The sequence below is a fragment of the Enterococcus gilvus ATCC BAA-350 genome (assembly GCF_000407545.1).
Lineage (GTDB): Bacteria > Bacillota > Bacilli > Lactobacillales > Enterococcaceae > Enterococcus_A > Enterococcus_A gilvus.
Window position 1 is genome coordinate 850,933 of sequence record NZ_ASWH01000001.1, and the last position, 23,402, is coordinate 874,334.

General features: G+C 44.0%; 22 protein-coding genes. 16 read left to right on the forward strand and 6 right to left on the reverse strand.

Annotation, left to right across the window (positions count from 1 at the left end):
• Positions 1-8: 8 nt before the first annotated feature.
• Positions 9-911, reverse strand: a complete 903-nt coding sequence (locus I592_RS04190) for a LysR family transcriptional regulator (protein WP_010781466.1) — start codon at positions 909-911, stop codon at positions 9-11.
• Between the two features lie 262 nt (positions 912-1,173).
• On the opposite strand from I592_RS04190, the gene I592_RS04195 reads away from it, so the two are divergent.
• The 7 genes from I592_RS04195 (at position 1,174) to I592_RS04225 (ending at position 9,583) form a co-directional block, all read left to right on the forward strand.
• Complete coding sequence (locus I592_RS04195; protein WP_010781465.1) at positions 1,174-2,028, forward strand: sugar phosphate isomerase/epimerase family protein; 855 nt, start codon at positions 1,174-1,176, stop codon at positions 2,026-2,028.
• 18 nt (positions 2,029-2,046) lie between these two features.
• Positions 2,047-2,895: a shikimate 5-dehydrogenase gene (locus I592_RS04200; protein ID WP_010781464.1), complete on the forward strand. Its 849-nt coding sequence runs from the start codon at positions 2,047-2,049 to the stop codon at positions 2,893-2,895.
• Positions 2,896-2,969: 74 nt separating this feature from the next.
• Positions 2,970-4,259, forward strand: a complete 1,290-nt coding sequence (locus I592_RS04205; protein WP_010781463.1) for an MFS transporter — start codon at positions 2,970-2,972, stop codon at positions 4,257-4,259.
• Positions 4,260-4,504: 245 nt separating this feature from the next.
• Positions 4,505-5,833, forward strand: coding sequence for a hypothetical protein (locus I592_RS04210; RefSeq protein WP_010781462.1), 1,329 nt, complete (start codon positions 4,505-4,507; stop codon positions 5,831-5,833).
• 37 nt (positions 5,834-5,870) lie between these two features.
• Complete coding sequence (locus I592_RS04215) at positions 5,871-7,991, forward strand: hydantoinase/oxoprolinase family protein (protein ID WP_010781461.1); 2,121 nt, start codon at positions 5,871-5,873, stop codon at positions 7,989-7,991.
• A 41-nt stretch (positions 7,992-8,032) separates the two neighbouring features.
• Positions 8,033-8,650, forward strand: coding sequence for a hypothetical protein (locus I592_RS04220; RefSeq protein ID WP_010781460.1), 618 nt, complete (start codon positions 8,033-8,035; stop codon positions 8,648-8,650).
• 96 nt (positions 8,651-8,746) lie between these two features.
• Positions 8,747-9,583, forward strand: a complete 837-nt coding sequence (locus tag I592_RS04225; protein ID WP_010781459.1) for an SDR family NAD(P)-dependent oxidoreductase — start codon at positions 8,747-8,749, stop codon at positions 9,581-9,583.
• Positions 9,584-9,632: 49 nt separating this feature from the next.
• Here the strand turns inward: I592_RS04225 and I592_RS04230 are convergent, their stop codons facing one another.
• Entirely contained in the window at positions 9,633-11,540 is a 1,908-nt protein-coding gene (locus I592_RS04230) for a M13 family metallopeptidase (RefSeq protein WP_010781458.1), read from the reverse strand.
• A gap of 147 nt (positions 11,541-11,687) precedes the next feature.
• Here I592_RS04230 and I592_RS04235 point away from each other — a divergent pair, with 147 nt between their 5' ends.
• The 7 genes from I592_RS04235 to lepB all read left to right on the forward strand — a co-directional run bounded on the left by I592_RS04235 (position 11,688) and on the right by lepB (position 17,493).
• On the forward strand, positions 11,688-12,251 hold the full coding sequence (locus tag I592_RS04235) for a hypothetical protein (protein ID WP_010781457.1): 564 nt from the start codon (positions 11,688-11,690) through the stop codon (positions 12,249-12,251).
• Positions 12,252-12,294: 43 nt separating this feature from the next.
• Positions 12,295-13,266 (forward strand): ribose-phosphate diphosphokinase, encoded by a 972-nt coding sequence (locus tag I592_RS04240; protein WP_010781456.1) that lies wholly within the window; start codon positions 12,295-12,297, stop codon positions 13,264-13,266.
• Between the two features lie 317 nt (positions 13,267-13,583).
• Entirely contained in the window at positions 13,584-14,729 is a 1,146-nt protein-coding gene (locus tag I592_RS04245; protein ID WP_010781455.1) for a cysteine desulfurase family protein, read from the forward strand.
• A gap of 64 nt (positions 14,730-14,793) precedes the next feature.
• Complete coding sequence (locus I592_RS04250) at positions 14,794-15,141, forward strand: DUF1831 domain-containing protein (protein ID WP_010781454.1); 348 nt, start codon at positions 14,794-14,796, stop codon at positions 15,139-15,141.
• Between the two features lie 245 nt (positions 15,142-15,386).
• Entirely contained in the window at positions 15,387-16,031 is a 645-nt protein-coding gene (locus I592_RS04255) for a hypothetical protein (RefSeq protein ID WP_010781453.1), read from the forward strand.
• 138 nt (positions 16,032-16,169) lie between these two features.
• On the forward strand, positions 16,170-16,775 hold the full coding sequence (locus tag I592_RS04260; RefSeq protein ID WP_010781452.1) for a metallophosphoesterase family protein: 606 nt from the start codon (positions 16,170-16,172) through the stop codon (positions 16,773-16,775).
• 175 nt (positions 16,776-16,950) lie between these two features.
• The gene (gene lepB / locus I592_RS04265) at positions 16,951-17,493 is read left to right on the forward strand and encodes a signal peptidase I (protein ID WP_010781451.1); all 543 of its coding nucleotides are present in this window, start codon (positions 16,951-16,953) and stop codon (positions 17,491-17,493) included.
• 58 nt (positions 17,494-17,551) lie between these two features.
• On the opposite strand, the gene I592_RS04270 is transcribed toward lepB, so the two are convergent.
• From I592_RS04270 to I592_RS04280, 3 genes are read right to left on the reverse strand one after another with little or no spacing between them, the layout of a single operon-like run.
• On the reverse strand, positions 17,552-18,049 hold the full coding sequence (locus I592_RS04270) for a GNAT family N-acetyltransferase (RefSeq protein WP_010781450.1): 498 nt from the start codon (positions 18,047-18,049) through the stop codon (positions 17,552-17,554).
• A 22-nt stretch (positions 18,050-18,071) separates the two neighbouring features.
• Positions 18,072-19,448 carry a PH domain-containing protein gene (locus I592_RS04275; protein ID WP_010781449.1) on the reverse strand — a complete coding sequence of 459 codons (1,377 nt, stop codon included), beginning with the start codon at positions 19,446-19,448 and terminating at the stop codon, positions 18,072-18,074.
• Between the two features lie 5 nt (positions 19,449-19,453).
• Positions 19,454-19,822 carry a GntR family transcriptional regulator gene (locus I592_RS04280; protein ID WP_010781448.1) on the reverse strand — a complete coding sequence of 123 codons (369 nt, stop codon included), beginning with the start codon at positions 19,820-19,822 and terminating at the stop codon, positions 19,454-19,456.
• Positions 19,823-20,003: 181 nt separating this feature from the next.
• On the opposite strand from I592_RS04280, the gene mnmA reads away from it, so the two are divergent.
• Both mnmA and I592_RS04290 read left to right on the forward strand, forming a co-directional pair.
• Positions 20,004-21,122, forward strand: a complete 1,119-nt coding sequence (mnmA, locus tag I592_RS04285) for a tRNA 2-thiouridine(34) synthase MnmA (protein WP_071875860.1) — start codon at positions 20,004-20,006, stop codon at positions 21,120-21,122.
• Positions 21,123-21,329: 207 nt separating this feature from the next.
• Entirely contained in the window at positions 21,330-23,075 is a 1,746-nt protein-coding gene (locus I592_RS04290; RefSeq protein ID WP_010781446.1) for a carbon starvation CstA family protein, read from the forward strand.
• A 40-nt stretch (positions 23,076-23,115) separates the two neighbouring features.
• On the opposite strand, the gene I592_RS04295 is transcribed toward I592_RS04290, so the two are convergent.
• Entirely contained in the window at positions 23,116-23,373 is a 258-nt protein-coding gene (locus I592_RS04295) for a hypothetical protein (protein WP_244265152.1), read from the reverse strand.
• Positions 23,374-23,402 lie beyond the last annotated feature (29 nt).

Consider the following 23,402-nt stretch of genomic DNA (forward strand, 5'->3'; position numbering starts at 1 on the left):
CTACTATATTAATAGACGATTTCTTTTGGATCAGAATGTGCGAGCACGAATTCCTTGAAATTAATGACGGCGGGTGTCAGATAGGCCTCTTTATTGGTGACCAAATAGAAGGAGCGATCGAGCATCACGTTTTTCAAATGGATCGTTTTTAGCGGCAGGTGCTTCAAAATGTACATATTCGGCACGACAGCAATACCGAAGCCTTGACTGACCAGGCCTGCGATAACTTGATCCACCGTCACTTCATAGACGATATTATAGCTGCAATTATTTTTTTTGAAGGTTTCGTCGATCACATTTCGCAAGCCGCTGCTTTTACTGAATCCGATCTGTTCATAGGGCTGCGTTTGCTCCAAGTAGATCGCATCGAACTGGGCCAACGGGTGATCCAAGGGTGCGATGACGACCAGCTCCTGACCGGCGATGGGCAAGAACTCCACGCTGGGTTCGTCCGGCAGATAGGAAGAGATCCCAATATCGTAGTGCATGTTTTTGATGCCATCCACGATCTCTCTAGTGACACCCGAAGACGTGTGAAAGTCAAAGAGGATTTCTTTGTCGGGGTTCGCGTCATGAAAATCACGGACTAATTTGGGCACAAAGGTGGTGCCTAGAACGGGTAAGAAGGCGAAGCTGATAAACCCGCTGCCCTTGCTGATCTTGGTGACGGTCTCGATCCCATCGTCGAGTGTTCCTAATGTACGGGAGACATAATCTTGAAAAATCATGCCGGGCTTGGTCAATACGACATTCCGGCCTTTTTTTTCAAACAGCGTGATCCCGAGTTCGTCTTCGAGAGAGGCGATCGCGTTGCTCAAGCTGGGCTGTGTGACGTTTAAGAGTTTGCTGGAGCGTGTATAATGCTGCTCACGGGCCAGCACATCAAAATATTTTAAATGCTGTAGATTCATAGCTCTTCTCCTATGTATATGATCTTTTTTATAAGTATAGCAAAACCTATATCTTTTACCTATAGATTCTACGAGAAAAACCAATTAGAATTTTGAAATGCTGCACGTTAAAATGAAGGCAAGATTTGATTGTGAAAGCCGATACATTATGAAAGGTACGGATTTCGCAACAAAAAAAGCTTTCATACATTAGGAGACTGCAGCTCTGCATGTGAAAGAAATAACTTTTAGAAAATTCGCTATAATTTTAGGAGGAAATGAAATGAAAAAGGTACCATTGACGATCAGCTCTTATACATTAGGTATGGAAATTGATTTTGAAGAACGGGTAAAAATCGCAAAAGCAGCAGGCTTTGATGGCATCGGTTTACGTGCTGAAACGTATATGTTGGCAGTGAAACAAGGTTATTCAGATGACCGCATGTTGGAAATCTTAGAAGAAAACGATATGAAAGTCACAGAAGTGGAATACATCACTTTATGGGCAGACCCTAATAAGACTCAAGAAACGCCAGAGACATTGTTACAGCAATTCAAAGAACAAACGGTGTATCATATGGCGCGTCTGTTCGGCGTAGGGCATATCAACTGCGGCTTGATGGAAAAATATCCGGCAGAAGTTCATATCCAAGCCTTTAAAGAATTGTGTGCACGGGCGAAGGAATTAGTGATCGGCTTAGAATTTATGCCTTACAGCGGTGTACCAGATTTAGCAAGTGCATGGAATATCGTGAAGGAAGCAGGCTGTGACAACGGCATGTTGATCCTAGATACGTGGCATTGGGCACGTGCTGAAACATTAGCAGAAGATTTAAAAGATGTTCCAGCAGAAAAAGTTGTTTCTGTTCAAATCTGTGATGTGTTAGAACGTCGCTACCCAGATACGATCTTACGTGACGAATCAATGCATGACCGTCTATGCCCAGGAACTGGCTGGGGCGATACGGTTGGCTTCTTGAAAGCAATCAAAGAACACGGCATCGAGCCTCGCGTTATTGGGACAGAAGTTATTTCTGATCCGATCTTGAGCTTAGGCTATGAAAAAGCAGCACAAATGAACTACGACACAAGTATTGATGTGATCAAACAAGCGTGGCCAGAATTACTAGAAGATTAAAAAAAGGTGGATAAAAAAATGTTAGAAGGCGTATCAGGTAAAACACACTTATATGGATTGATCGGAAGTCCGGTTGGGCATTCAGGGTCACCAGCGATGTACAATTATGGCTTTGAACAATTAGGGATCGATGCTGTATACCTTGCGTTCGATGTACAAATAGAAGAAGTTGCACATGCGTTCCAATCCGTTCGCACATTCAACATGCCTGGCGGAAATGTCACGATGCCTTGTAAAGGTGAAGCGGCGAAATATATGGACGAATTATCACCAGCGGCACAAATGGTAGGCGCCATCAATACCTTCAAAAATGAGGATGGCAAATTAACAGGGCATATCACTGATGGGATCGGCTTTGTCGATAACTTGAAAGCAAACGACGTTGATCCGAAGGGCAAGAAATTTGTCGTTATCGGTACAGGCGGCGCGGCGACAGCGATCCAAGTACAATTAGCGATCGAAGAAGCAGCGGCGATCGATATTTTCAATATCAAAGATGATTTCTTTGTTAAGGGAGAAGAAACTGTTGCACGCATCAAGAAATTCTACCCAGAATTGGCGGTAGCGATCCATGATCTAGGCGATGCGGATCTATTGAAGCAAAAAATCGCGGAAGCGGATGTTTTAGTAAATGGAACAACAGTTGGTATGGGCGCAGGCTCAACGAGAACACCGATCAGCGATACAAGCATGCTTCATGAAAAATTAATCGTCGCAGATGCTATCTATAACCCGCCGAAGACGCAATTGATCAATGACGCGTCAGCGAAGGGCTGTAAGACAGTTACTGGCGAAGGAATGTTGCTGGGACAAGGAAAAGCAGCGTTCAAGATTTTTACAGACCAAGAATTACCAGTTCGGCCGTAGGCGAATCTTTCCGTACATGCTGAAAAAAGGATGTACGGAAAGAAATTATACTAACACAAATTAGGAGTGTAGGGATGAGATCGAAAAAATATATCATGTCATTAGTGACAACTTACTTGTGCTACTTTACACATGGGATGCAAGCACTTATTCTTAGTCAAAATATGCCTTACTTTTATGAAAAATGGGGATACACGGATGCGACGGCTGGAGCTGCTGCCGTTTCGCTAGCAATTACTGCAACTGGTTTTGGTAAATTTATTTCTGTATGGATCGGCGGAGAAGTATCCGACAAGATCGGCCGGAAGAAAATGGCGATCGGCGGCGCGGTTCTGTATATCATCTGTTTTGCCGGCTTACTATTAAGTCCAAGCATGCTGATCGCTTCGATCTGTGCCTTCATGGCAGGTGTGGCGACATCTGGATTCTGGGATGCTTCATTGTACCCAGCCGTTCAAGAAGCTGCACCAAAATATTCAGGTTCTGCTTTGTTAGGGATCAAGTTGTTCGTTTCATTAGCCGGAATCGTTTATCCATTGATGGTAGTGAACTTCACTAACATGGGTTCTCCTCAATTAAGCGTGATCATTCCATTGGCGCTATCTATCGGCTGTCTGGTCTTAGCGGCATTCTCACCATTCGCTTATGACGACATGATGAAGGGCGGCGGCGATCAAGAGGAGTCAAGCGGCAGTCACTCCGATGCGATCAAACAAGAAATCGAAGCTGCTAAAGCAAAAATGTTAGTAAAACCAAATATTTTAGTCAATTTCATTACAATGTTCTATGCCTTCTTATGTATGTTCATCATGTATGGTGCACAGCAATACACGAAAGCTTTTGGCTTGAGCAATGCCGGCTTGACGGAACTTCAAGCGGCGGGCTTAACATCGATCTACACTTTTGGCGGGATCATCGCCGTTGTATTCTGGGCATTCATGATGGGTAAATTGCGTTGGAACCCATTAAAGGTTCTCGTGATCGATTCTGTCTTCACAGCGCTGGCCTTGGCGATCGTCTTACTGATCCGTCAGCCGGCAGTGATCTACATCGGTATCGCAGCATTAGGCTTCTTTGCCTCAGGTGGTGCGTTGCAAACAGGGTTAGGGCTGCGTCAGCTATTCTGCCCGGGACCAAAAGGAAGAAATACGGGGATCTACTATACGTTCATGGGATTTGCTAGTACCTTCTTGCCGTTCATCGTTTCTGCGATGACGAAATCAGTGGGTGAAAAACAAGCGATCTACATCATGATGGGCTTGCTTTTAGTGGCGGCACTTACAGCCACTGTTATGATGGTCTATCTGTTAGAGCAACACAAAAAAGTATTCGGCTATAGTGCCTTTGAAAAAATGCGTGATTAATTGCAGAGCAGAGGAGGTATGACTGAATAGAGTCACCTCCTCGTTCCGCGTCTTGCACCTGTTTTTACAACAAACAGAGAGACGTAATACGTGTTTCTGATCTAAGAATCAAATCGAACTGCATGGGTATCCGCGCAGTTCCTGTTGCAGCTCCAAAAAGAACCTGGTAAATGCACGTCTTTTTCGTGTATCATCAGTATCAACAGGTGTCCGTCGTTGGACGCTAGCTATTTTAGGAGGTCCTCATGGATATTTTAATTGGACTATTACTCATCTGTTCCTTCGCGGGAATGGTCATTTATTGTATTAAAGGACATAACTTGATGATCGGGTTTTTCATCATGGCTACGATTTGGACTTTTTTGCCGATCATCGGGAATCTACTGTCGCCTAATGCGGCCTTTGACGGATTGACGGTTCACGATATGCTGCGTCAGGTGTATCAAACGGCGCCTGAAAAATACGGCGCGTCGGTCATGAACATTTTCTTAGGGGCCTTCTTTGGGAGAATCCTCTTGGATACCGGTATCGCGGCCACGATCATTCGAAAAAGTGTCGAGCTTGGTGGAGACAATCCTGCGGTGATTCTCGCGATCGTGAATGTGATCAGCGGGTTTATCTTTACTTCGATGACAGGCGGCGGGTCCGTGATCGCGATCGCGGTGATCGTCTTGCCGATCTTGTTTTCCATCGGTATTCCAAAAGTGGTCGGATTCTTCTCCTTTACGGGGTCGGTCGCGGCGGGGATCTTTTTGAATCCCATCAATTTCGGGCAATACTCAGCCTTCTTTTTGAATTCCAATGGAGGACAAGAGTACACGTACAATGACTATTTTCCCTTTGGCATTTTGGCCTTTGCGGTAATGATCACCGTCGTTTCGTTGGCGTCAATGATCTATCTGAAAATGGAAAATCTTACGTATTCTTGGGCAGCGACCAAACAATCTGAAGTGGTGGATGCACCGGGGATTTCTTTGATCACTCCGTTCTTGCCTGTAGTGGGCGTGATCGTCTTTAAACTGCCGGTCATTTTATGCTTTATCTTAGCCAGCTTATACGGACTAGGTGTCTGCGACGGGCTGTCGGGGAACTTCCGGGAGATCTGTCGGACCATTTCTCGCATCTTTACCGAGGGTGTAAAAGATATGTCGGCGCTGATCGCTTTTTGGATCACCTTAGCGATGTTCAATGATGCGGCCGTCTATGCGGCACCTTATTTCCAAGAGATCATCGGCAGTTGGATTCCTTCATCGCCGTTGATCCTGTGTATCGCGTTTGGGATTTTAGCACCGTTGACTTGGTTCAAAGGCCCACTCTCATTGATCGGTTCAGGTGCTGCCTTGCTGGCGGTAGTCAGCCAAACGACCAACTTTCCAACCACTTTCTTGTATCCTTTGTTTGCTTCTGTCCTGATCGGCATGGCTCATTTTGATATTACGATTTCTTGGAATGCTTGGGGATTGGGCTTCAATCGTATCAATGCAGTGGACTACATGAAAGTGGCATTGATTCCAGGAACAATGGTGGCATTGATTTTAGAAGTCGCAAACTTCTTCCTCAACAATCCACTTTAGAGTTAGAAGAGAGAATTTAGGAAAGGCAGGTCTCAACATGAAACGACGTGTTCGGATCGGGATCGATGTCGGCGGTACGCATACGAAAGCAGTAGCTATCGACAATGATACTCAAGAAATTATCGGGAAATCTTCCGTGAAAACGACGCATGACAGCGAGCAAGGTGTTGCTGAAGGTGTCGTTCGTTCCTTTTTGAAATGTTTAGAAGAGTTTGATATTGCGCCAGAGGAAGTCGTCTTCGTGGCCCATAGTACGACGCAGGCGACAAATGCCTTATTAGAAGGGGACGTTGCTAATATCGGGATCATCAGCACAGCGAAACCTGGGCTCGAAGGCTGGCTGGCACGACCGCAAACAAATTTGAAGGATATTGATCTAGGTACAGGAAGAAGTATCCACGTAATGTCGCGATTCATTTCGCAAAAAAATCTAACCGAAGAAGAAATCGCTCCGATTGTTGACGAGTTGATGGCAGAAGGAATGGATGTTTTAGTCGCTTCTGCGGCATTCGGCGTAGATAATCTCAACTTAGAAGAAAAGATTGCAGCAGTTGCTCGCAAAAAAAATATTCCAGTGACACTTGCTTCAGAGATGACCAAGCTTTATGGACTCTCACGACGGACGCGAACAGCGACGATCAATGCCTCGATTTTACCGAAAATGCTGGAAACAGCGAATTCGACTGAGCGCAGTGTTCGTTCATCAGGGGTGGATGTTCCCTTGATGATCATGCGGGGGGATGGCGGTCTGATGGATGTTGTCGAGATGAAAAAACGTCCGGTACTGACGATGCTGTCAGGTCCGGCGGCAAGTGTAATGGGCGCGTTGATGTATCTGCGCACGTCTAACGGTATCTATTTTGAAGTGGGCGGGACCTCAACAAATTTAGGGGTGATCAAAAACGGTCGGCCTGTGATCGACTACTCGGAGATATCTGGGCATAAGACGTATGTGAATTCGTTGGATGTTCGAGTATTGGGTGTCGCTGGCGGCAGTATGATCCGTGTGAATAAGAGCGGTGTAAAGGATGTCGGCCCCCGCAGTGCGCATATCGCCGGCTTGGAATACGCTGTTTATACGCCGGAAGAAGAAATCGTCGACCCTCAATTGGAGCTTTATTCGCCGAAGGAGGGGGACCCGGAAGACTATGTTGCCATTCGCTTGGCAAATGGGAAACGCATCACGATAACCAATTCTTGTGCTGCCAACGTATTGGGCTATGTGACGGATGACGATTTTTGTTATGGAAACGTCGCCTCTGCAAGAAAAGCGATGGCACCTTTGGCTGACTATCTCAATGTGTCTATTGAAGATGTCGCGCATCAGATATTGACCAAAGCAGTCGAGAAGATCGAGCCTGTGATCCAGTCATTAGCAAAGAAATATCAGCTTGAGAAGAACCAAATGACGTTAGTCGGTGTCGGCGGCGGTGTCGCTGCCTTGATCAAGTATGCGGCTGAACGGATGGCCCTCAACTATAAGATACCAGAAAACGCGGAGGTCATTTCCTCGATTGGAGTGGCATTAGCGGCTGTTCAGGATGTCGTTGAGCGAATCGTGCCTAGTCCCACGAAGCAGGATATCCAAGCAATCAAACAAGAAGTGACCGATATGGCGATCGAGAGTGGTGCAACAGAGGACAGTGTCGAGGTCCATATCGAGATCGATCCTCAAACACAAAAAATCACTGCCCGCGCCTCAGGATCGACCGCGGCACAGGCAACGGAACTTCAAAGTGCAGCAACTGAAGCGGAGGCACGAGAGATCGCGATCCAGGACTTCCGATTGCCCTCTGATCAAGTCAGATTATTGGATACGACAGATCATTTTGCTATTTATGGGGCAAAAACGAAAAAAGGGGATGCGATCCGAGTTATTGACAAAAAAGGCTTTATTCGCGTACAGCGCGAGCACGCCAAAGTAGTCAAAACGACGATCCAAAGCTATTTTGAAGTAGTCAATCAATTATGGGAAAGCATGGCGAACTATCAAAGTGATTTGATTATTCGACCGGACTATTATTTCTGCGTTGGTCCGCGGCTATTGGATTTTTCTAGTACAGATTTTTCTCAATTAACCATGCTGATGGAGATTGAAATGAGTGAGATTCTGGGGACGGATGAGATCATTATTATTGCCGCGAATCGCTATATTTAGCGACAACGAGAAAAGCTAACAAAGAAGGAGGGGCGCTGCAGATGGATATTGCTGCGTTGCTTGAGTTAAGCGATGCGACTTATGCGCAGGGGTTATTGTCGCAGGATCATCTTTACAGAAAAATCCCTGAAGAACAGCGCTCAACTCTTTTGTATCAAGCGATCGACTGTGGAAAAGCCGCGGGGGCTCAAGTGCCCGCTAAGGATCTTCGTGCGTATTGTGAGCAAGAAAAGATCACGATCGATTATTTTGAGGAAGAAATAAAAGCGGAGAGCTTTCGCTATGTTTTTGCGGAATTTCAACTGCCTGATCGCATTCGGATCAATCAAAGTCTTTTGAGGGCAGCGGCGCCTTCATTGAAGAAATATGACTTCTTAAAGGATCAGCAAGTAGAAGATATTTTATTGGCTCATGAGCTGTATCACTTTATTGAGAATCAGCAGCAGTTGTTCACGATTCAAAAAAATTTAAGCTACCAAACAGGGCCCTTTAAGCGTCATGCACGAGTGCACGCGTTAAGTGAAATTGCGGCGATGAGCTTTGCTCAGTCCGTGTTAGAGCTGGATTTTTCACCGGTTCTATTAAATATCGTGCTGCTCGATCCGGTCGCACCCGAGTACAGCGAGACGCTGATCAAGCGGTTATTGGTGATTGATTGAACAAGACTATAGATTGATTGAAAAAAAGAATTAGTATCCTGGGAACGGATTCAGTATATTTAAAGAAAGATTACATAAAAGAACGGAGCGGAAAGAATGGAAAACACATGGTTAGATTTAGCAGGAGACGTCGTAGTTATCACAGGAGCTTTAGGGGGCATGGGACGGAAAATCGCTAATGATTTTGCGGAACAAAAAGCTAACTTGGCCTTAGTCGATTTGAATGAAGAAGCAACAGAAAGCTACGCGAAAGAATTAGCGAACAAATACGGCGTCAAAGCGAAAGGCTATTCATGCAATTCAACAGTTGAAGAGCAAGTAGATGCCTTGGCGAAAACAGTCAAAGAAGACTTTGGCAGAATCGACGTATTGGTTCAAACTGCAGCGATTTTAACGTTCAGCCCATTGGAAGATTTAGCATTAGAGGAATGGAAACGGACGATCGATGTAAACTTGACAGGGTACTTCCTAGTCTCACAACGTATCGGCCGCGTGATGATCGAACAACAATCAGGCCGCATGGTCCATATCTCGACGATCGCTTCGATCGCTCCCGAAACATACTCAGGAGCATACAGCCCAAGTAAAGCCGGCGTGAATATGCTATCTAAGATGATCGCTGGTGAATGGGGACAATATGGCGTACGCAGCAACTGTGTCTTGCCATGTTTCGTTAAAACACCATTATCAACTAAATTCTATGAAGATGCAGAAGTGGAAGAAGGCAGAAGAAGAATGACTGCCAACCGTCGTATCGGCGAAGTACAAGATATTGCGAATGCGGTATTATACCTTGCCAGCAAACGTTCAGACTACACAAATGGTCATGAACTGCGTGTAGAAGGCGGCTTCGGCAACATGATCGGCGATCTTGTACCAAAACCAGGTGGACGTCGCCAATACGCGATCGACTCAAAGAAACCAAAAGCATAGGCATAAAAAAAGGGTTCTGACAGTAAAATTGTCAGAACCCTTTGTTCTATTACCAAATACGTACGCGTTTTTCAGGTGCCAAGTACATGGCATCTGTTGGCTGAATGTTAAATGTGTCATAGAAATCGGCTAAATTTTTCACTTGAACATTTGCCCGTAATTTGTTCGGTGCATGAACGTCGATAGAAAGCAGCAATTGCGTGTATTCTTGCCGTGCCTTCATGCGCCAGATCGTTGCCCAGTTGATAAAGAAGCCCTTCAAATCAACATCGTGATCTTTCTTCGCTGCCTCTAACGCACAGCTTAATCCCCCTGCATCCGCAATGTTTTCTGAAACAGTCAGTTTGCCGTTGACTTTCCCGCCAGCGATCTCTAGGCCATCAAATTCAGCGATCATTTGATCAGCTAACTCTTGAAAACGGGTCCGATCGTCTTCTGTCCACCAGTTGTTTAGGTTTCCATATTCATCAAAGAGTGACCCATTGTTGTCAAAAGCGTGGGAGATTTCATGTGCGATCACCGCGCCGATCCCACCGAAATTCTCGCTGCTTGATTGTTCCAAACTGTAGAAGGGTGCTTGGAGGATCGCTGCTGGGAAGACGATGATATTGCGGAAGGGATGGTAATAGGCATTCACAGTATCTGCGCTCATTTCCCATTCGTCACGTTCCACGGGTTTGTTCCATTTTGCGTAATCGTCTTTTCGTTTTAATTGACTGAAGTGCAGGGCATTGCTCAAAAGAGTACCACCTTGTTCTACAGGTGTTACCTTGTATTGTGTGTAGATGGGCGGAATCGTCTCTGGGTAGCCAACGTGGATGCCCAGCGTGTTTAGTTTGACTATCGCTTTTTCACGGGTCGCTTCACTAAGCCACGTATTACTGCTCAAGCGTTCTTGGTAGATCCCCACCATCCGTTGTACCATTTGTTCGACATCTTTTTTGGCTTGTTCGCCGAAATAAGTTTTTCCATAATAATCCCCAACGATCTGATCAAAACGACCAGAGGCGAGGTAGAACGCTGCTTTTTCCTTCGGACGTGCCTCGGGAGCGCCAGAAAGGGCACGGCTGTATGTTCCGCCGACTTGACGGAATTCTTCACTCAGGTAACCAGTCAATGCGTTGATGGTCATGACCAGCATCCAGCTTTTCATTTCTTGGAAGGTATCAGGATTTACTAAGGTATCCAATTTTTCAAAATAGGCCGGTTCCGTTACGATGATTTTTTCAGGAATCTCACCGATCAGCCCGATCAATAATTTCTTTAAATCCAAGTGTTGGCTGTGCTTGATAAATTCTTCGCCGCTTTCAGGATTGTACATCTTGCTGTAGTCGGCATTTTCTTCCGCACTTTTTACATGAGGGGCCAGTAATTTGTCGTAACGCAAGGCTTCCTCTGTGATTCTTTCTGCCTTTTCCGCGTCGAAGCCGGCAAGGCTGAAGAGCGTCATCGTCATTTCCTTAAAGATCGCCAAAAGCTGCGGCGCTTGTGGATGGCCTTCTTCATAGTAGGTCTTATCTGGCAAAATCAGTCCAGGTGCACCTGCGAATAAGGCATTGATCGTTGTGTTTTTCATGTCTGCATCCACATCGACTCCAAAAGGTAACGGCAGTCCTTCAATGACCCAACTGGTTAATTGCTCTTCTAAATCTGCGAGCGCTTCAATGTCTTCCACTTTTCTCAATAAGGGAAGAAGGGGTGCAGCGCCGTCTTCATCGCGTTTTTGATAGTCGTTTGCCAATTGGAAATAAGCAATGTATTCCTTCATTAAATCGTTTGGAATGGCAGAAGGATCCGCGCTCATCTTTTTTGTATCAGCCATCAACAAATCATCAATCTCATCGACGAGGTCTTGAAAGCCGCCTGTTGCAGGCTTATCTGCTGGGATCGTTGCATGCTCGATCCATTCGCCGTTGACGGCTTCGTATAAATCCTCTGTGATCTTAGTATTATCCAAAATGGACTCCTCCTAATTCTTTAATAAGTTGAAAACTAAAAAGACTCTGGCAATTGTCCATGATCTTTTTCTAGTTCTTTCAGCTACTATCTATTATGATATATCTTAAGAAGATACACAAAAGAAAATGATTTGGTGGTGGAAGCAATGGACTATTTAAAGGATCACTGGTATGACCTGAAAAGCTTTGAAACGTATCGCGAGTGGAAGACACCGCGAGGCTTTTTATGCGGGACCTATGCCAGCAGCGTGTTGTTGGCGTATTGGCAGGATCAGATTGATGTTGCCTGTTTGCCCGCGGGACTGAGAAAAAAGAACAGCAAACAAAAAGAAGAACTGATTCGTGCGTTGAAACCAATGCTTCAGCCGGTGGACTTCCCGACAGTGCCGCTGCAGATTTCGATCGGTTTGAATCGTTTCTTTCGTCGCTACCGCATTCCTTACCGTGCCCGCGGGACGATGGTGGGTTCTTGGCAGCGGGTGACTAAGCGCCTATTAGGAGGCGAGCCGGTCATGATCGGTCTTTTACAACTAAGGGGCAGCACCTACAAAAATCATTGGGTCGTCGTTCATGGATTTATGGAGACCTCGGCGGGCGATCGGTTTTATAAAATCCATGACAACTGGGGCAAGAGCGAGGCTGTGATCCCGGCTGAGTGGGGGAATGGCACAATCTCCTTAAAAAAAGTAAATGCTACAGCAAATAACTGAAAATATGTTAAACTGGTGGTACAAAAATACTTGGAGGGACACCATGTCAGAAGAAAGTAAGGAAAAATTTAAAATTTTTAGTCTTAATGGGAACAGACCATTGGCTGAAAAAATCGCCGATGTCTGTGGCGTGCCGTTAGGGAGAAGTACTGTCAAGCAATTCAGTGATGGAGAGATCGCCATCAATCTAGAAGAAACAGTACGAGGATTTGATGTGTATTTGATCCAGTCGACCAATGAGCCGGTAAATGATTATTACATGGAATTATTGATCATGATCGATGCATTAAAACGAGCAAGTGCAAAAACGATCAATGTCGTTCTGCCTTATTATGGGTATGCGAGACAGGATCGTACGGCAAAACCACATGAGCCAATTACTGCAAAACTGGTTGCGAATTTACTTTCAGACGCAGGTGCGACAAGAGTGTTGACACTTGATTTACACACGGTGCAAGTGCAAGGCTTCTTTGATATTCCTGTAGACAATTTGTTCACGATGCCTTTATTTGCCCATTATTATCGTCGCCGCGGAATGGTTGGGGATGATTATGTGGTGGTTTCTCCTAAAAACAGCGGGGTGCAGCGTGCCCGCAGCCTAGCGGAATACTTAGATACAGCAATCGCGATCGTAGATGTTGCCGAAGAGGGCAATCCAGATTCTGGGTACGTGATCGGAGATGTAGAAGGCCGCTGTTGTATTATGGTAGATGACATCTTGAACACGGGTGAAGTCTTCTCCAATGCATCGAGAACCTTGAAAAAGGCAGGGGCGAAGGAAGTCGTTGCCTGCGCTTCTCACGGGTTGCTTTCACCGCCAGCAAAAGCCAATTTGGATGCGACTGAGATCAAAGATATTTGTATCACAGACTCCGTTTTGACGGCACCTGAGCGTCATCCTGAGAAATTATCCATTATCAGCAGTGCGATGCTGATGGGAGAAGCAGTGAAACGAATCCATCAAAATGAATCCGTTAGTCCATTGTTTACGATGGAACAAAAGGATTTTGAATAAACACTGTCTACCCTCCTGCGGGTGATCCACCCACAAATTGACTGACAGTCAGAGCACTCTCTGTTCCAAGCTTCAGAGTGTGCGACATAGAAAAACGAATAATTGATCAATAAGCAAATGTTGTTCAAATTTACGAAGCACCAAGGAGATACTAAGCTTCATCTATGCACCCAATGATTGTGCTTCTAAGCGATTTTGACCGAAATATGTCTTATTGCTGGAAGCATCGGTGGACGGATGCGAAAAATAGTATCTGCTTGGTGCTTCTCTATTGAGCAGATTTGTTAATCCTGACGTATAGAAAGGTTTGAAGGTTTGTGGAAACTATTTATTTAGATCATGCGGCAACAAGTCCGATGCATCCAGAAGTAATCGAAACGATGACAGAAGTGATGAATGAAACATTTGGGAACCCCTCAAGTATCCATTCTTTTGGACGACAAGCCGCAGGAAAATTAGAGATGGCCCGTGAAGTGATCGGGAAAAGTCTTGGTGCAAAATACCATGAGATCATTTTTAACAGCGGCGGGACCGAAGGGGATAATACAGTGATTCTAGAGACCGCCTTTGGTCGTCAAAATGAAGGCCGTCACTTGATCACGACACAAATTGAACACCCAGCAGTCATCAATTCAATGAAGTATCTGGAAACTCAAGGATTTGAAGTGACGTATTTGCCAGTTGATCGCAAAGGGAGGATTTCTTTAAAGGATTTTGAGGAAAGCCTACGCCCCGATACGATCTTGGTTTCTATCATGTATGGAAACAATGAGATCGGTAATTTGATGCCGATTCAAGAAATCGGGGAGCGGTTAAAGGACCATCCTGCTTATTTTCACACGGATGCTGTCCAAGCCTACGGGAATCAATTCATTCGTCCTCGTGAATTAGGCGTTGATTTCTTAAGTATTTCTGCGCATAAGATCAATGGACCAAAGGGTGTTGGTTTTCTGTATAAAAGTGATGAGGCCAAATTGCAGCCATTGCTTCACGGTGGGGAACAAGAAGAAAAACGCCGTGCAGGAACTGAAAACTTGGCAGGGGTTTGCGGAATGGCTAAAGCGGTAGAACTGCTGACAGAGGATGAACGTGAAAAACGTCAAAAACTCTATGAACAATTCACTCAAAAAGTATTGACCACACTTGATCAAGCAGGGGTTGATTATCACGTGAATGGTGATTTGAACAATAAGCTGCCTCACGTTTTGAATCTCCGCTTTACTGGGATCGTCAACGACTTGTTGTTGATGAAGCTAGACTTGAAGGGCATTGCTGTTTCTACGGGTTCTGCTTGTACCGCAGGGACGATCGATCCTTCTCATGTATTAGAGGCAATGTACGGCGAAGGTGCGATCGAAGTCAAAGAATCGTTGCGCGTCAGTTTTGGTTACGGAAATACAATCGAACAAGTCGATTATTTTGCGGAACAACTCGTCGCGAGTTTGCACGAACTGACAAAGTAGATTGAAATGCCTGAAACTTATCTTTATAATTGAGAGTGAAAAGAAAAAATGATGAGGTGAGCAAATGGCATTTACGAAGACAACAACGATCAAAGGTTCAAAGTATCACTACGCATTGGCACCGACCGCTAAAAAATATACCTTGCGAGACAATGGATTTACTGAGACAACTTCAGGTAATTTCCAATTGATCCGTCCATTACAGGCAACGCCCCAAAGCAAAGAAGGATTCAAATTGAAAATTACGGTATCAAAAGATATCAGCACAATGAAAATGTCTGTAACGACTGCCAATGGTCTGAAAACAGTGGATATTTTTAAAGATGAACGACAAGAAATGGTTCAAGAAAAATTCTATTTCCTAATGGATGGAATGATCGAGCGTGGATTGTTTGTCAAAGAGGAAGTCTAAAGAAGACGGAAGATCTTATCGAAGAGGATAAGGTCTTCCTTTTTTTTTGCGAAATTATTTAGCGATTATAAAAAGCTAATATTTTTTTATTGATTCGTGTTTTAAAACGCGCTGTTATTATATTTCTGTGTCTATTTTGCTATATTCATCTTTTTTTGGGAAAAATTTTAAGGCTGATAAGCTTAAAATTCAGAAGATTATGGTACACTTATAATAAGAAAATAGCTGGAAATGAAGGTGACAAGTTGGTTCAAAAGGTACATACGATCGATCATCACAAAATTATTTCTGATTTCCGTCTCTTATCTGGCCTAACCGTCTCGATCGAAGACTGCGCCAAGCTGACGAAAGAGTTTCAAAAATATGGGGTGGAAGATTATTATATTAGTGATTATGAAGGAAATAGCTATTTAACACGTTATGTTGATTATTTTATCGACGGAATCCCTTGTTGGAAATATAAAAAGCAGTATTTGATTCCGCTGATTTTTCGAGATATGCCAGATACACAGCGAATGTTTAAAGACACGTACCGTTGGGAAGCCTTTTTCATTCTTTTAGATTGGTACTTGGAATACAATCCTGAAAAAGTGATCGTGACTTGTACGAAGAAGAGGCAACGGATGGAAGTCATCGACACGGCCTTTTTGATTTTCCGCTTGTGGGAAATTTGCGATGGCGCTGCCTTTCCCATCGCCAACTTCAACACGCTTTCTGAATTTGAGAAGTGGAACCAAGTGTTTCATTTGATCGACACTGGAAAATCCTTCAAACGCACGCGGGAATTCGATGCCAGCAAAGTGGAAGATCTAACACAGTTAGAAGCAGTTCTTTCTATTATCAAATTAAAATATCAAGCACTTTTACAAAAACAAGGCTACCAAGTATAAGTTGGTGGTCTTTTTTCTTTGGCTGCTTTCTCCAATCATGGATAGAAATTTATAAAACAAAGGAACAGTCAAGCGCATTTTTTTAGAAGAGATGGTAAACTATAAGAAACAATCTGAATTCGTTTGTAGGTGAATGGAATGAAATATTTTATCTCAGATACGCATTTTTTTCATGAGAATTTATTAGGGGATAATGACTTTGCGCCGCGCTTATTTGATTCTGTGGACGAGATGAATCAGCAAATGATCCGTGCGTGGAACGCTGTCGTGAATGAAAGGGACACGGTCTATCACCTAGGAGATGTGGCGATGCATCCGAAATATGAAAAAGGCTTTCCAGAAATTTTAGAACAGTTGGTACAATTAAACGGTCGTATTATTTTTATCAAAGGAAACCATGATTCTCGGACTTTTTTCAATTATTTGGCGGCCCATGATCCAAAGCTTGAGAATGGGGAAGACAAATTTGTCTTTCACGATGTGGGCGCGATCGTAAAATTTAACCATCATCAATATTATTTGACCCATTATCCGATGCTCTTAGGAAAGACGTTGAATATTCGGAATCTCCATGGACATATTCATAATTACAGTATGCCGATCGCGGAGGATATCAATGTTGGGGTAGACGCGCCTGAACGAGGATTTTTAAAAGCCCCCCTGCCATTCGGAACGCCGATCTCTGAAAATTTGATTGACGAGATCGCGGAATACAAAGAAGCAGAAATAAAGAAATTAAAATAGTACAGGCGAGGCATCGAACAGTCGATGCCTTTTTTCATGTTTTTTTACCTTTTCGTAAAGTTTACAGCGAATCAAAAAAATGAATAACGAAAAACGGAGGTACTGTTTTCGTGACAAGGGGTTTGTGGTAAATTTGAAGGAACGGATAACATAAAAGCAAGAGAGGAGCCCGAAAGTGAACAAAAAGGAAATAATCAAAACGATTCTATTTTATGTTCTGATGGTCGGCTTAGTGATCGCACTGCGCAGGTTTGTCTTCACCCCCGTCGAAGCGGTGGGAGATTCGATGAAGCCGACACTGAATAATGGAGAGCGAATGTTTGGATTGAAACATACCGGCCTCGACCGATTTGATATCGTGACATTTCCAGCTCCGGACAATCCCGGCGCCGAATATGTCAAGCGAGTGATCGGATTGCCTGGGGATACTGTCGCTTACAAAGAGGATCAGCTTTATATCAATGGCAAGAAATACAGCGAACCTTATTTGGACGAATACAAAGAAAAAGTTACGGATGGCTTGCCGTTAACGACCGATTTTGATTTGCAGGAGTTGTTTGGGGAGCAGAATGTTCCAGAAGGAAAGCTGTTTGTTTTAGGCGACAACCGTCGAATTTCAAAAGATGGCCGCATGATTGGCATGATCGATCAAGACGATATTCTGACCAATGTGAAATTTGTCTTCTGGCCGATCGAACGAATGGGAAAAGTAGAATAAAAAAATAAATAGACAGACGACTCTTTATAAGCCGTCTGTCTATTTTTCTTTAAAAGGATCACTCGTGGAGGCTGGTTTCTTTAAAAGTTTCTCGAAGGCTCTTTTTGTAAATCCGCGAGTGTTCCCCCCATGGATGATAGCCATCGCCGATATAGTGGAAGGCCATTTTTTCATAGAGACCTTCATGATCCGTCGCGAGAAAAAGATTCTCAAACCCGAACCTGCGTGCGTCTTCTTCGACGCTCTCAATGAGTACTTTACTTAAAAAGTGTCCGCGATGCTGAGTATCGACATAAACAGCACAAAGCCAAGGCCATAGGTCCATTCTGCTGATGAAATCATTTGTGATAAGGCCGGCACACCCAATGATCTCTTCACCAGCCATCAACGCATACCACTGGGGCAGCACGCTTTTTGTCGTTAATGCGTGGGTCAGACAGTCCTCATAGACGGCTGTTGTTTCTTCAGAAGCCCATTGCTTTTTTACATAGGACAGGATGGAATCAATTTTTTCAGGGTGTTCTCTTAAGCGGATCACTCGAACAGTTTGTGTCATTAGGTTCTTCTCCTTTTGATTTTTAACGGTGAGACTGGATTTGCTGATACGCCTTTTTAGTAACGGCTGATTTGATATTCGTATAATAGTAATCGCGTTCGTTTGTCGAAATCTTTAAGATCGGTTTGGAACGATGATCCACGAAGAGAGAGGCGGGCTTGCCATCGATTTTAAAACTTCCGAGGGCGTAATCTTTAGTCCCTAAGCCATTGATCTTCATTCCAGAATCGGGGAGAGTCTCGATCAACGCAACTGTTTTGATCTCATCGTAAGAAATTTTTTGTTCTTTAGTAAGCGGACCATCCAAACGGATCGATTTTTGCTGGATCTGATAAGTCAATGGATCGGGATGATAGTCCAAGATATACAAAGGTCCTACGGAGACAACCATAGCGACAATGAGAAGAAGCGGAACAGAAGCAAGAAAAATCTTTCCGCCGATTCGCCCTAAGTTGATCGTCAAATTCATGCCAATACGGTCAGGGATCATCAAACGACGATCATCTGGATTGCAGTATATTCCGTAACGCCAATAGTAATCGTCTCCTGCATACCGAAAGCTCGGAGTTTGAGACAATAATTGGTCTTGCTTCTTGCGTAAACGAAACAACCACCAGAAGGTCAGCCCGCAAAAAAGAAAAATAAGCAAGAATTCGCTGATCATCAGGACGCTAAATAGACGACTGCTGCTGTTCATGGTCAGTATTGGAATATAGGCAATGAGATTAATGAAAACGCTCGTTGCAACAATGAATGTTGACCAATAAAATTTTGTCAGGTCATTGTATTGCTGATTAATGGACGAATCGTCAGTGAGTGCTCGAGTCGGCAGGCGCTTGATCGATGCCCAGCTTAGAATAAAGAGAACCAGCGCGACGCTGCAGACACCAAATAAGATCCAAGTTAAGCTTCCTGCACCTTGTCGAGCGGTCAGAGCAGTCAATAAAATCAGTGAGCCGATGGATAAAACAAACCACCAAGGGGATACCAATTTTCGATTTTTCTCAAGAACCAATTTTGTATCCACACGAATCGGCTGCTCGGTCAACTGCCACTGATTCGCAACGATCAATTGCCGACCTCTACGAATGTAGCGAAGTTGCAGTAAATACGCAGAACCAATGCTGAGATACAGAAGAAAGAAAAACAGCAGCATGAAGAGGGATTCTTTCATTGGTATGAGGAGAAGAAAAGCAGCAATACTCAAACCAAAGGCCAACTGAAATTGGCGCTTTCGATAGTCTTTACGAAAGGCTAGTACTTGCGGCTCCTCCATTTTATCTGCTGGAAAAGTATTTTCCACGATCACATAGTTATGCGGCTTCGCGGCTAAAGAGCTAACGAAGGCCATGATAAAGTTGCAAAAAATCAATATAGGCAACAGAATAAATTCGAACATCCGCCTTACTCCTTTCCAAAACTCGTTACTATTTTTTTGACCTTTTCTTGGATCGCTTTTTCGTCAGGTTCAGACAAATAAAGTTCTGCCAACACTAATGTTAATTGTTCCTCGTCTGTTTTCTTAGAGGTGACAGGTAAAGAAGCGACCAAAGTTCCTTTCCGCCGATCCGTGATCAGATAGCCTTCCTCCCGCAATTGCTGATAGCCCTTAGAGACAGTCATCGTGTTTACTCCTAGTTCATCGGCAAACTGGCGGACGGTCGGCAGTTGCTCGTTTGGCTTCAACTCACCACGGGCGATACCGATAATGATCTGTTTCCGCAATTGCAAATAGATGGGTTCTTCGGAACGGGAATCAATTTCTATAATCATTTACTTGCCCTCCTTTGTATTATCTATATTAATACAAACAATACAAAAAGACAAATAAAAATAATATAAAGGAATATCTATCGAAAATTTAAGATTTATGTTGTATAATTCGTCATACTGAAAAGTTGCGACCTTCAAATCGTAGAGTTTTCGGAATCTATATTGAAATGATGGTGATACTGTGTCTAACAGCAACACACGAGTCGTCGTAGGAATGAGCGGCGGCGTCGATTCATCAGTAACAGCTTTGTTGTTAAAGGAACAAGGCTATGATGTAGTCGGCATTTTTATGAAAAATTGGGACGACACTGACGAAAATGGTGTTTGTACCGCGACAGAAGATTATAAGGACGTGGCGAAAGTCGCTGCCCAAATCGGCATTCCTTATTACTCTGTCAATTTTGAAAAGGAATATTGGGACCGTGTCTTTGAATATTTCTTAGCGGAGTACCGTGCAGGCCGCACGCCGAATCCAGACGTGATGTGTAACAAAGAAATCAAGTTCAAAGCTTTCTTGGATTACGCGATGGAGTTAGGTGCGGATTATGTCGCGACTGGACATTACGCCCAAGTCGAAAAGGATGAAAACGGGGTGGTCCACATGTTGCGAGGCGTGGACAATAACAAGGACCAAACCTATTTCTTGAGTCAGTTATCGCAAGAGCAATTAGCGAAGACGATGTTTCCTTTAGGCGGGATGCAAAAACCAGAAGTTCGTGCGATTGCTGAACGTGCTGGCTTGGCTACTGCTAAGAAAAAAGACTCTACTGGGGTCTGCTTCATCGGTGAAAAGAATTTCAAACAATTCTTGAGCAACTACCTTCCTGCAAAGCAAGGGAAGATGGTCACGCTAGACGGTGAAGAAAAAGGAACACACGCGGGCCTGATGTATTATACGATTGGCCAACGTCAAGGCTTGGGAATCGGCGGCGGCGGAAAAACCAATGATCCTTGGTTCGTAGTCGGCAAAGACTTAGCTACCAATACGCTGTATGTTGGACAAGGGTTTCATCATGAAGCGTTATACGCAACGAGTTTGGATGCGAGCGAGATTCACTTTACGACAAATGAAGAGCGTCCAGCAGAATTCAAATGTACTGCGAAGTTTCGTTACCGTCAGCAAGACGTACCCGTTACGGTGCGCTTGCTGGAAGACGATCGAGCAGAAGTCATTTTCGATGATCCTGTTCGCGCGATCACACCAGGTCAAGCGGTCGTTTTCTACGACGGCATGGAATGCTTAGGCGGCGGATTGATCGATCATGCGTACCAAGAAGCAAAGGAATTACAATATATTTAATTTAGAGAAAAGCAGTCACTTTCTACAAAAGTGGCTGTTTTTTTTGTGAATAAAAAAGTCAAAGTATTCAAGAACAGGACGAATTTGTTTCAATTGTATTTACAGAAAATTCGTGAAAATTAAAATGATTCTCTTTACATGCTCATGGAATTATGGGAAGATACTAATTAAATATTTATTATAAAACGAAGAGAGTTGGGTGAGTTTATGAATGGTGTTGTTTTGTTAGTAGTAGCTATTATTTGTTTTATCGCCGCGTATTTTGGGTATTCCCGCTGGTTGGAGAAAAAATGGGGCATTGATCCGAAGGCGGTAACGCCTGCGGTCGCTCTGGAGGATGGAGACGACTACGTACCTGAGCCGGCTTTTGTGGTATTTAGTCATCAATTTTCATCGATCACTGGTGCCGGACCGGTGACAGGCCCGATCATTGCCGCGATGTTTGGTTGGTTGCCAGCTTTCTTATGGATCTTGTTTGGCGGAATCTTTTTTGGAGCAGTACATGATTTTGGCGCTCTTTACGCCTCCGTTAAAAATGAAGGCAAGTCAATTGGACTGATCATTGAAAAATATATTGGAAAAGTTGGGAAAAAGCTGTTCCTATTGTTCTGCTGGCTGTTTGCCCTGTTAGTCATTGCAGCTTTTGGTGACATTGTTGCCACGACCTTCAATGGAATGACACCGGACGTTCCCGCAGCAGTCAACACAGCAAATGCTTCTGCGGCCTCGATCTCGATGCTGTTTATCGTTTCCGCAGTGCTAGTCGGATTCTTTATGAAGAAAGTGCACTTAAAGGGCATCGCTATGCATGCTTTTGGAATCGTGGTCTTGTTAGTGACGCTGGCTATTGGTATTCTCTTTCCGATTTTCGCAGACAAACAAACGTGGCTGCTGATCGTATTTGCTTATTTGTTCTTAGCATCGGTTATGCCGATCTGGTTGTTGATGGCTCCTCGTGATTTTCTTAGCACGTATATGCTGTTAGGGATGATCATTGCGGCAGTGTTGGGACTTTTGGTTGAAGCGCCGATGGTTGAGCTGAATGCCTTCAATGGATTTGCGGTACAGGATGCAACAGGAAATGTGAAATACCTTTTCCCGATTTTATTTATCACCGTCGCCTGTGGTGCTGTTTCTGGATTCCATAGTCTGGTCTCTTCGGGAACCTCTTCGAAGCAGGTAACGAACGAAAAACACATGCGTCCTATCAGCTATGGCGCGATGATGTGCGAATGTGTTTTGGCGGTAGTGGCTTTGGTAGTAGCAGGCGCTGTTGCTAAGAATGGTCAATTACCGGCTGGAACACCTTTCCAGATCTTCTCTGGTTCAGTCGCTGGATTCTTAACGAAATTTGGTTTGCCGCTGAATGTTGCGCAAGCCTTCATGACGATGTGTGTTTCTGCATTGGCATTGACTTCGCTGGATTCCGTTGCACGTATTGGCCGAATGTCGTTGCAGGAATTATTTTATGAAGAGGGTGCCGAGCAAAAAGGGCTAGCTAAATTATTAACAAATAAATATGTCGCAACGGTTGTGACTTTAGGTGTAGGGTTTGTCTTAGCGCTTGGAGGCTATAACAGTGTATGGCCGCTATTTGGTTCAGCGAATCAATTATTGGCTGCGATGGTCATGATTGCGGTAGCCGTTTATATGAAGACCTCTAAAAAATCAGGGGTGATGTTTTACATTCCTATGGGAATCATGCTTGCCGTTACCTTTACGGCACTGGGCATGTCTGTTTATGGGCTGGTAACGAAATTGATCCGTGCAACAGACTACTTAGTGACGATCCCAGCAGTTCCGGCTGCAGGACAATTTGTCTTCTTGTCAGACGGATTACAGTTAGTCTTTGCCTTTCTGTTATTAGGATTGGGCTTGATGGTCGCAACGAAATGCCTGCGCTCTTTATTTAATGTAGAAAGTAAAAGCACAGAAAAAGCAGTCGCAGAATAAGAATAAAAAAAGACTTCGTCCATTCGACGAAGTCTTTTTTCTATGAAAGGCTCTGGGCAAAATGTGCCATGGCAACTTTCACTTCATTAAGTTTTTCTGGTTTGATCAAGGGGAATAGTTTTTCTTGCAGCTTCTTGAATTCTTGCAGGCTTAACGCCTCAGTTTCTTTATCCGCGAAGCTTTTCACTAGAATCTCTTTTGCTTCCTCTTCTTTTCCTTCAATCGTATTGTTGAGGAAAAAGTCTAAAAACTTTAATTGTCCATCAAGCATCGTTTTCACTTCTTTCGTTAGAATCACTTATTAGTATAAAAAACTAACGAAAAAGT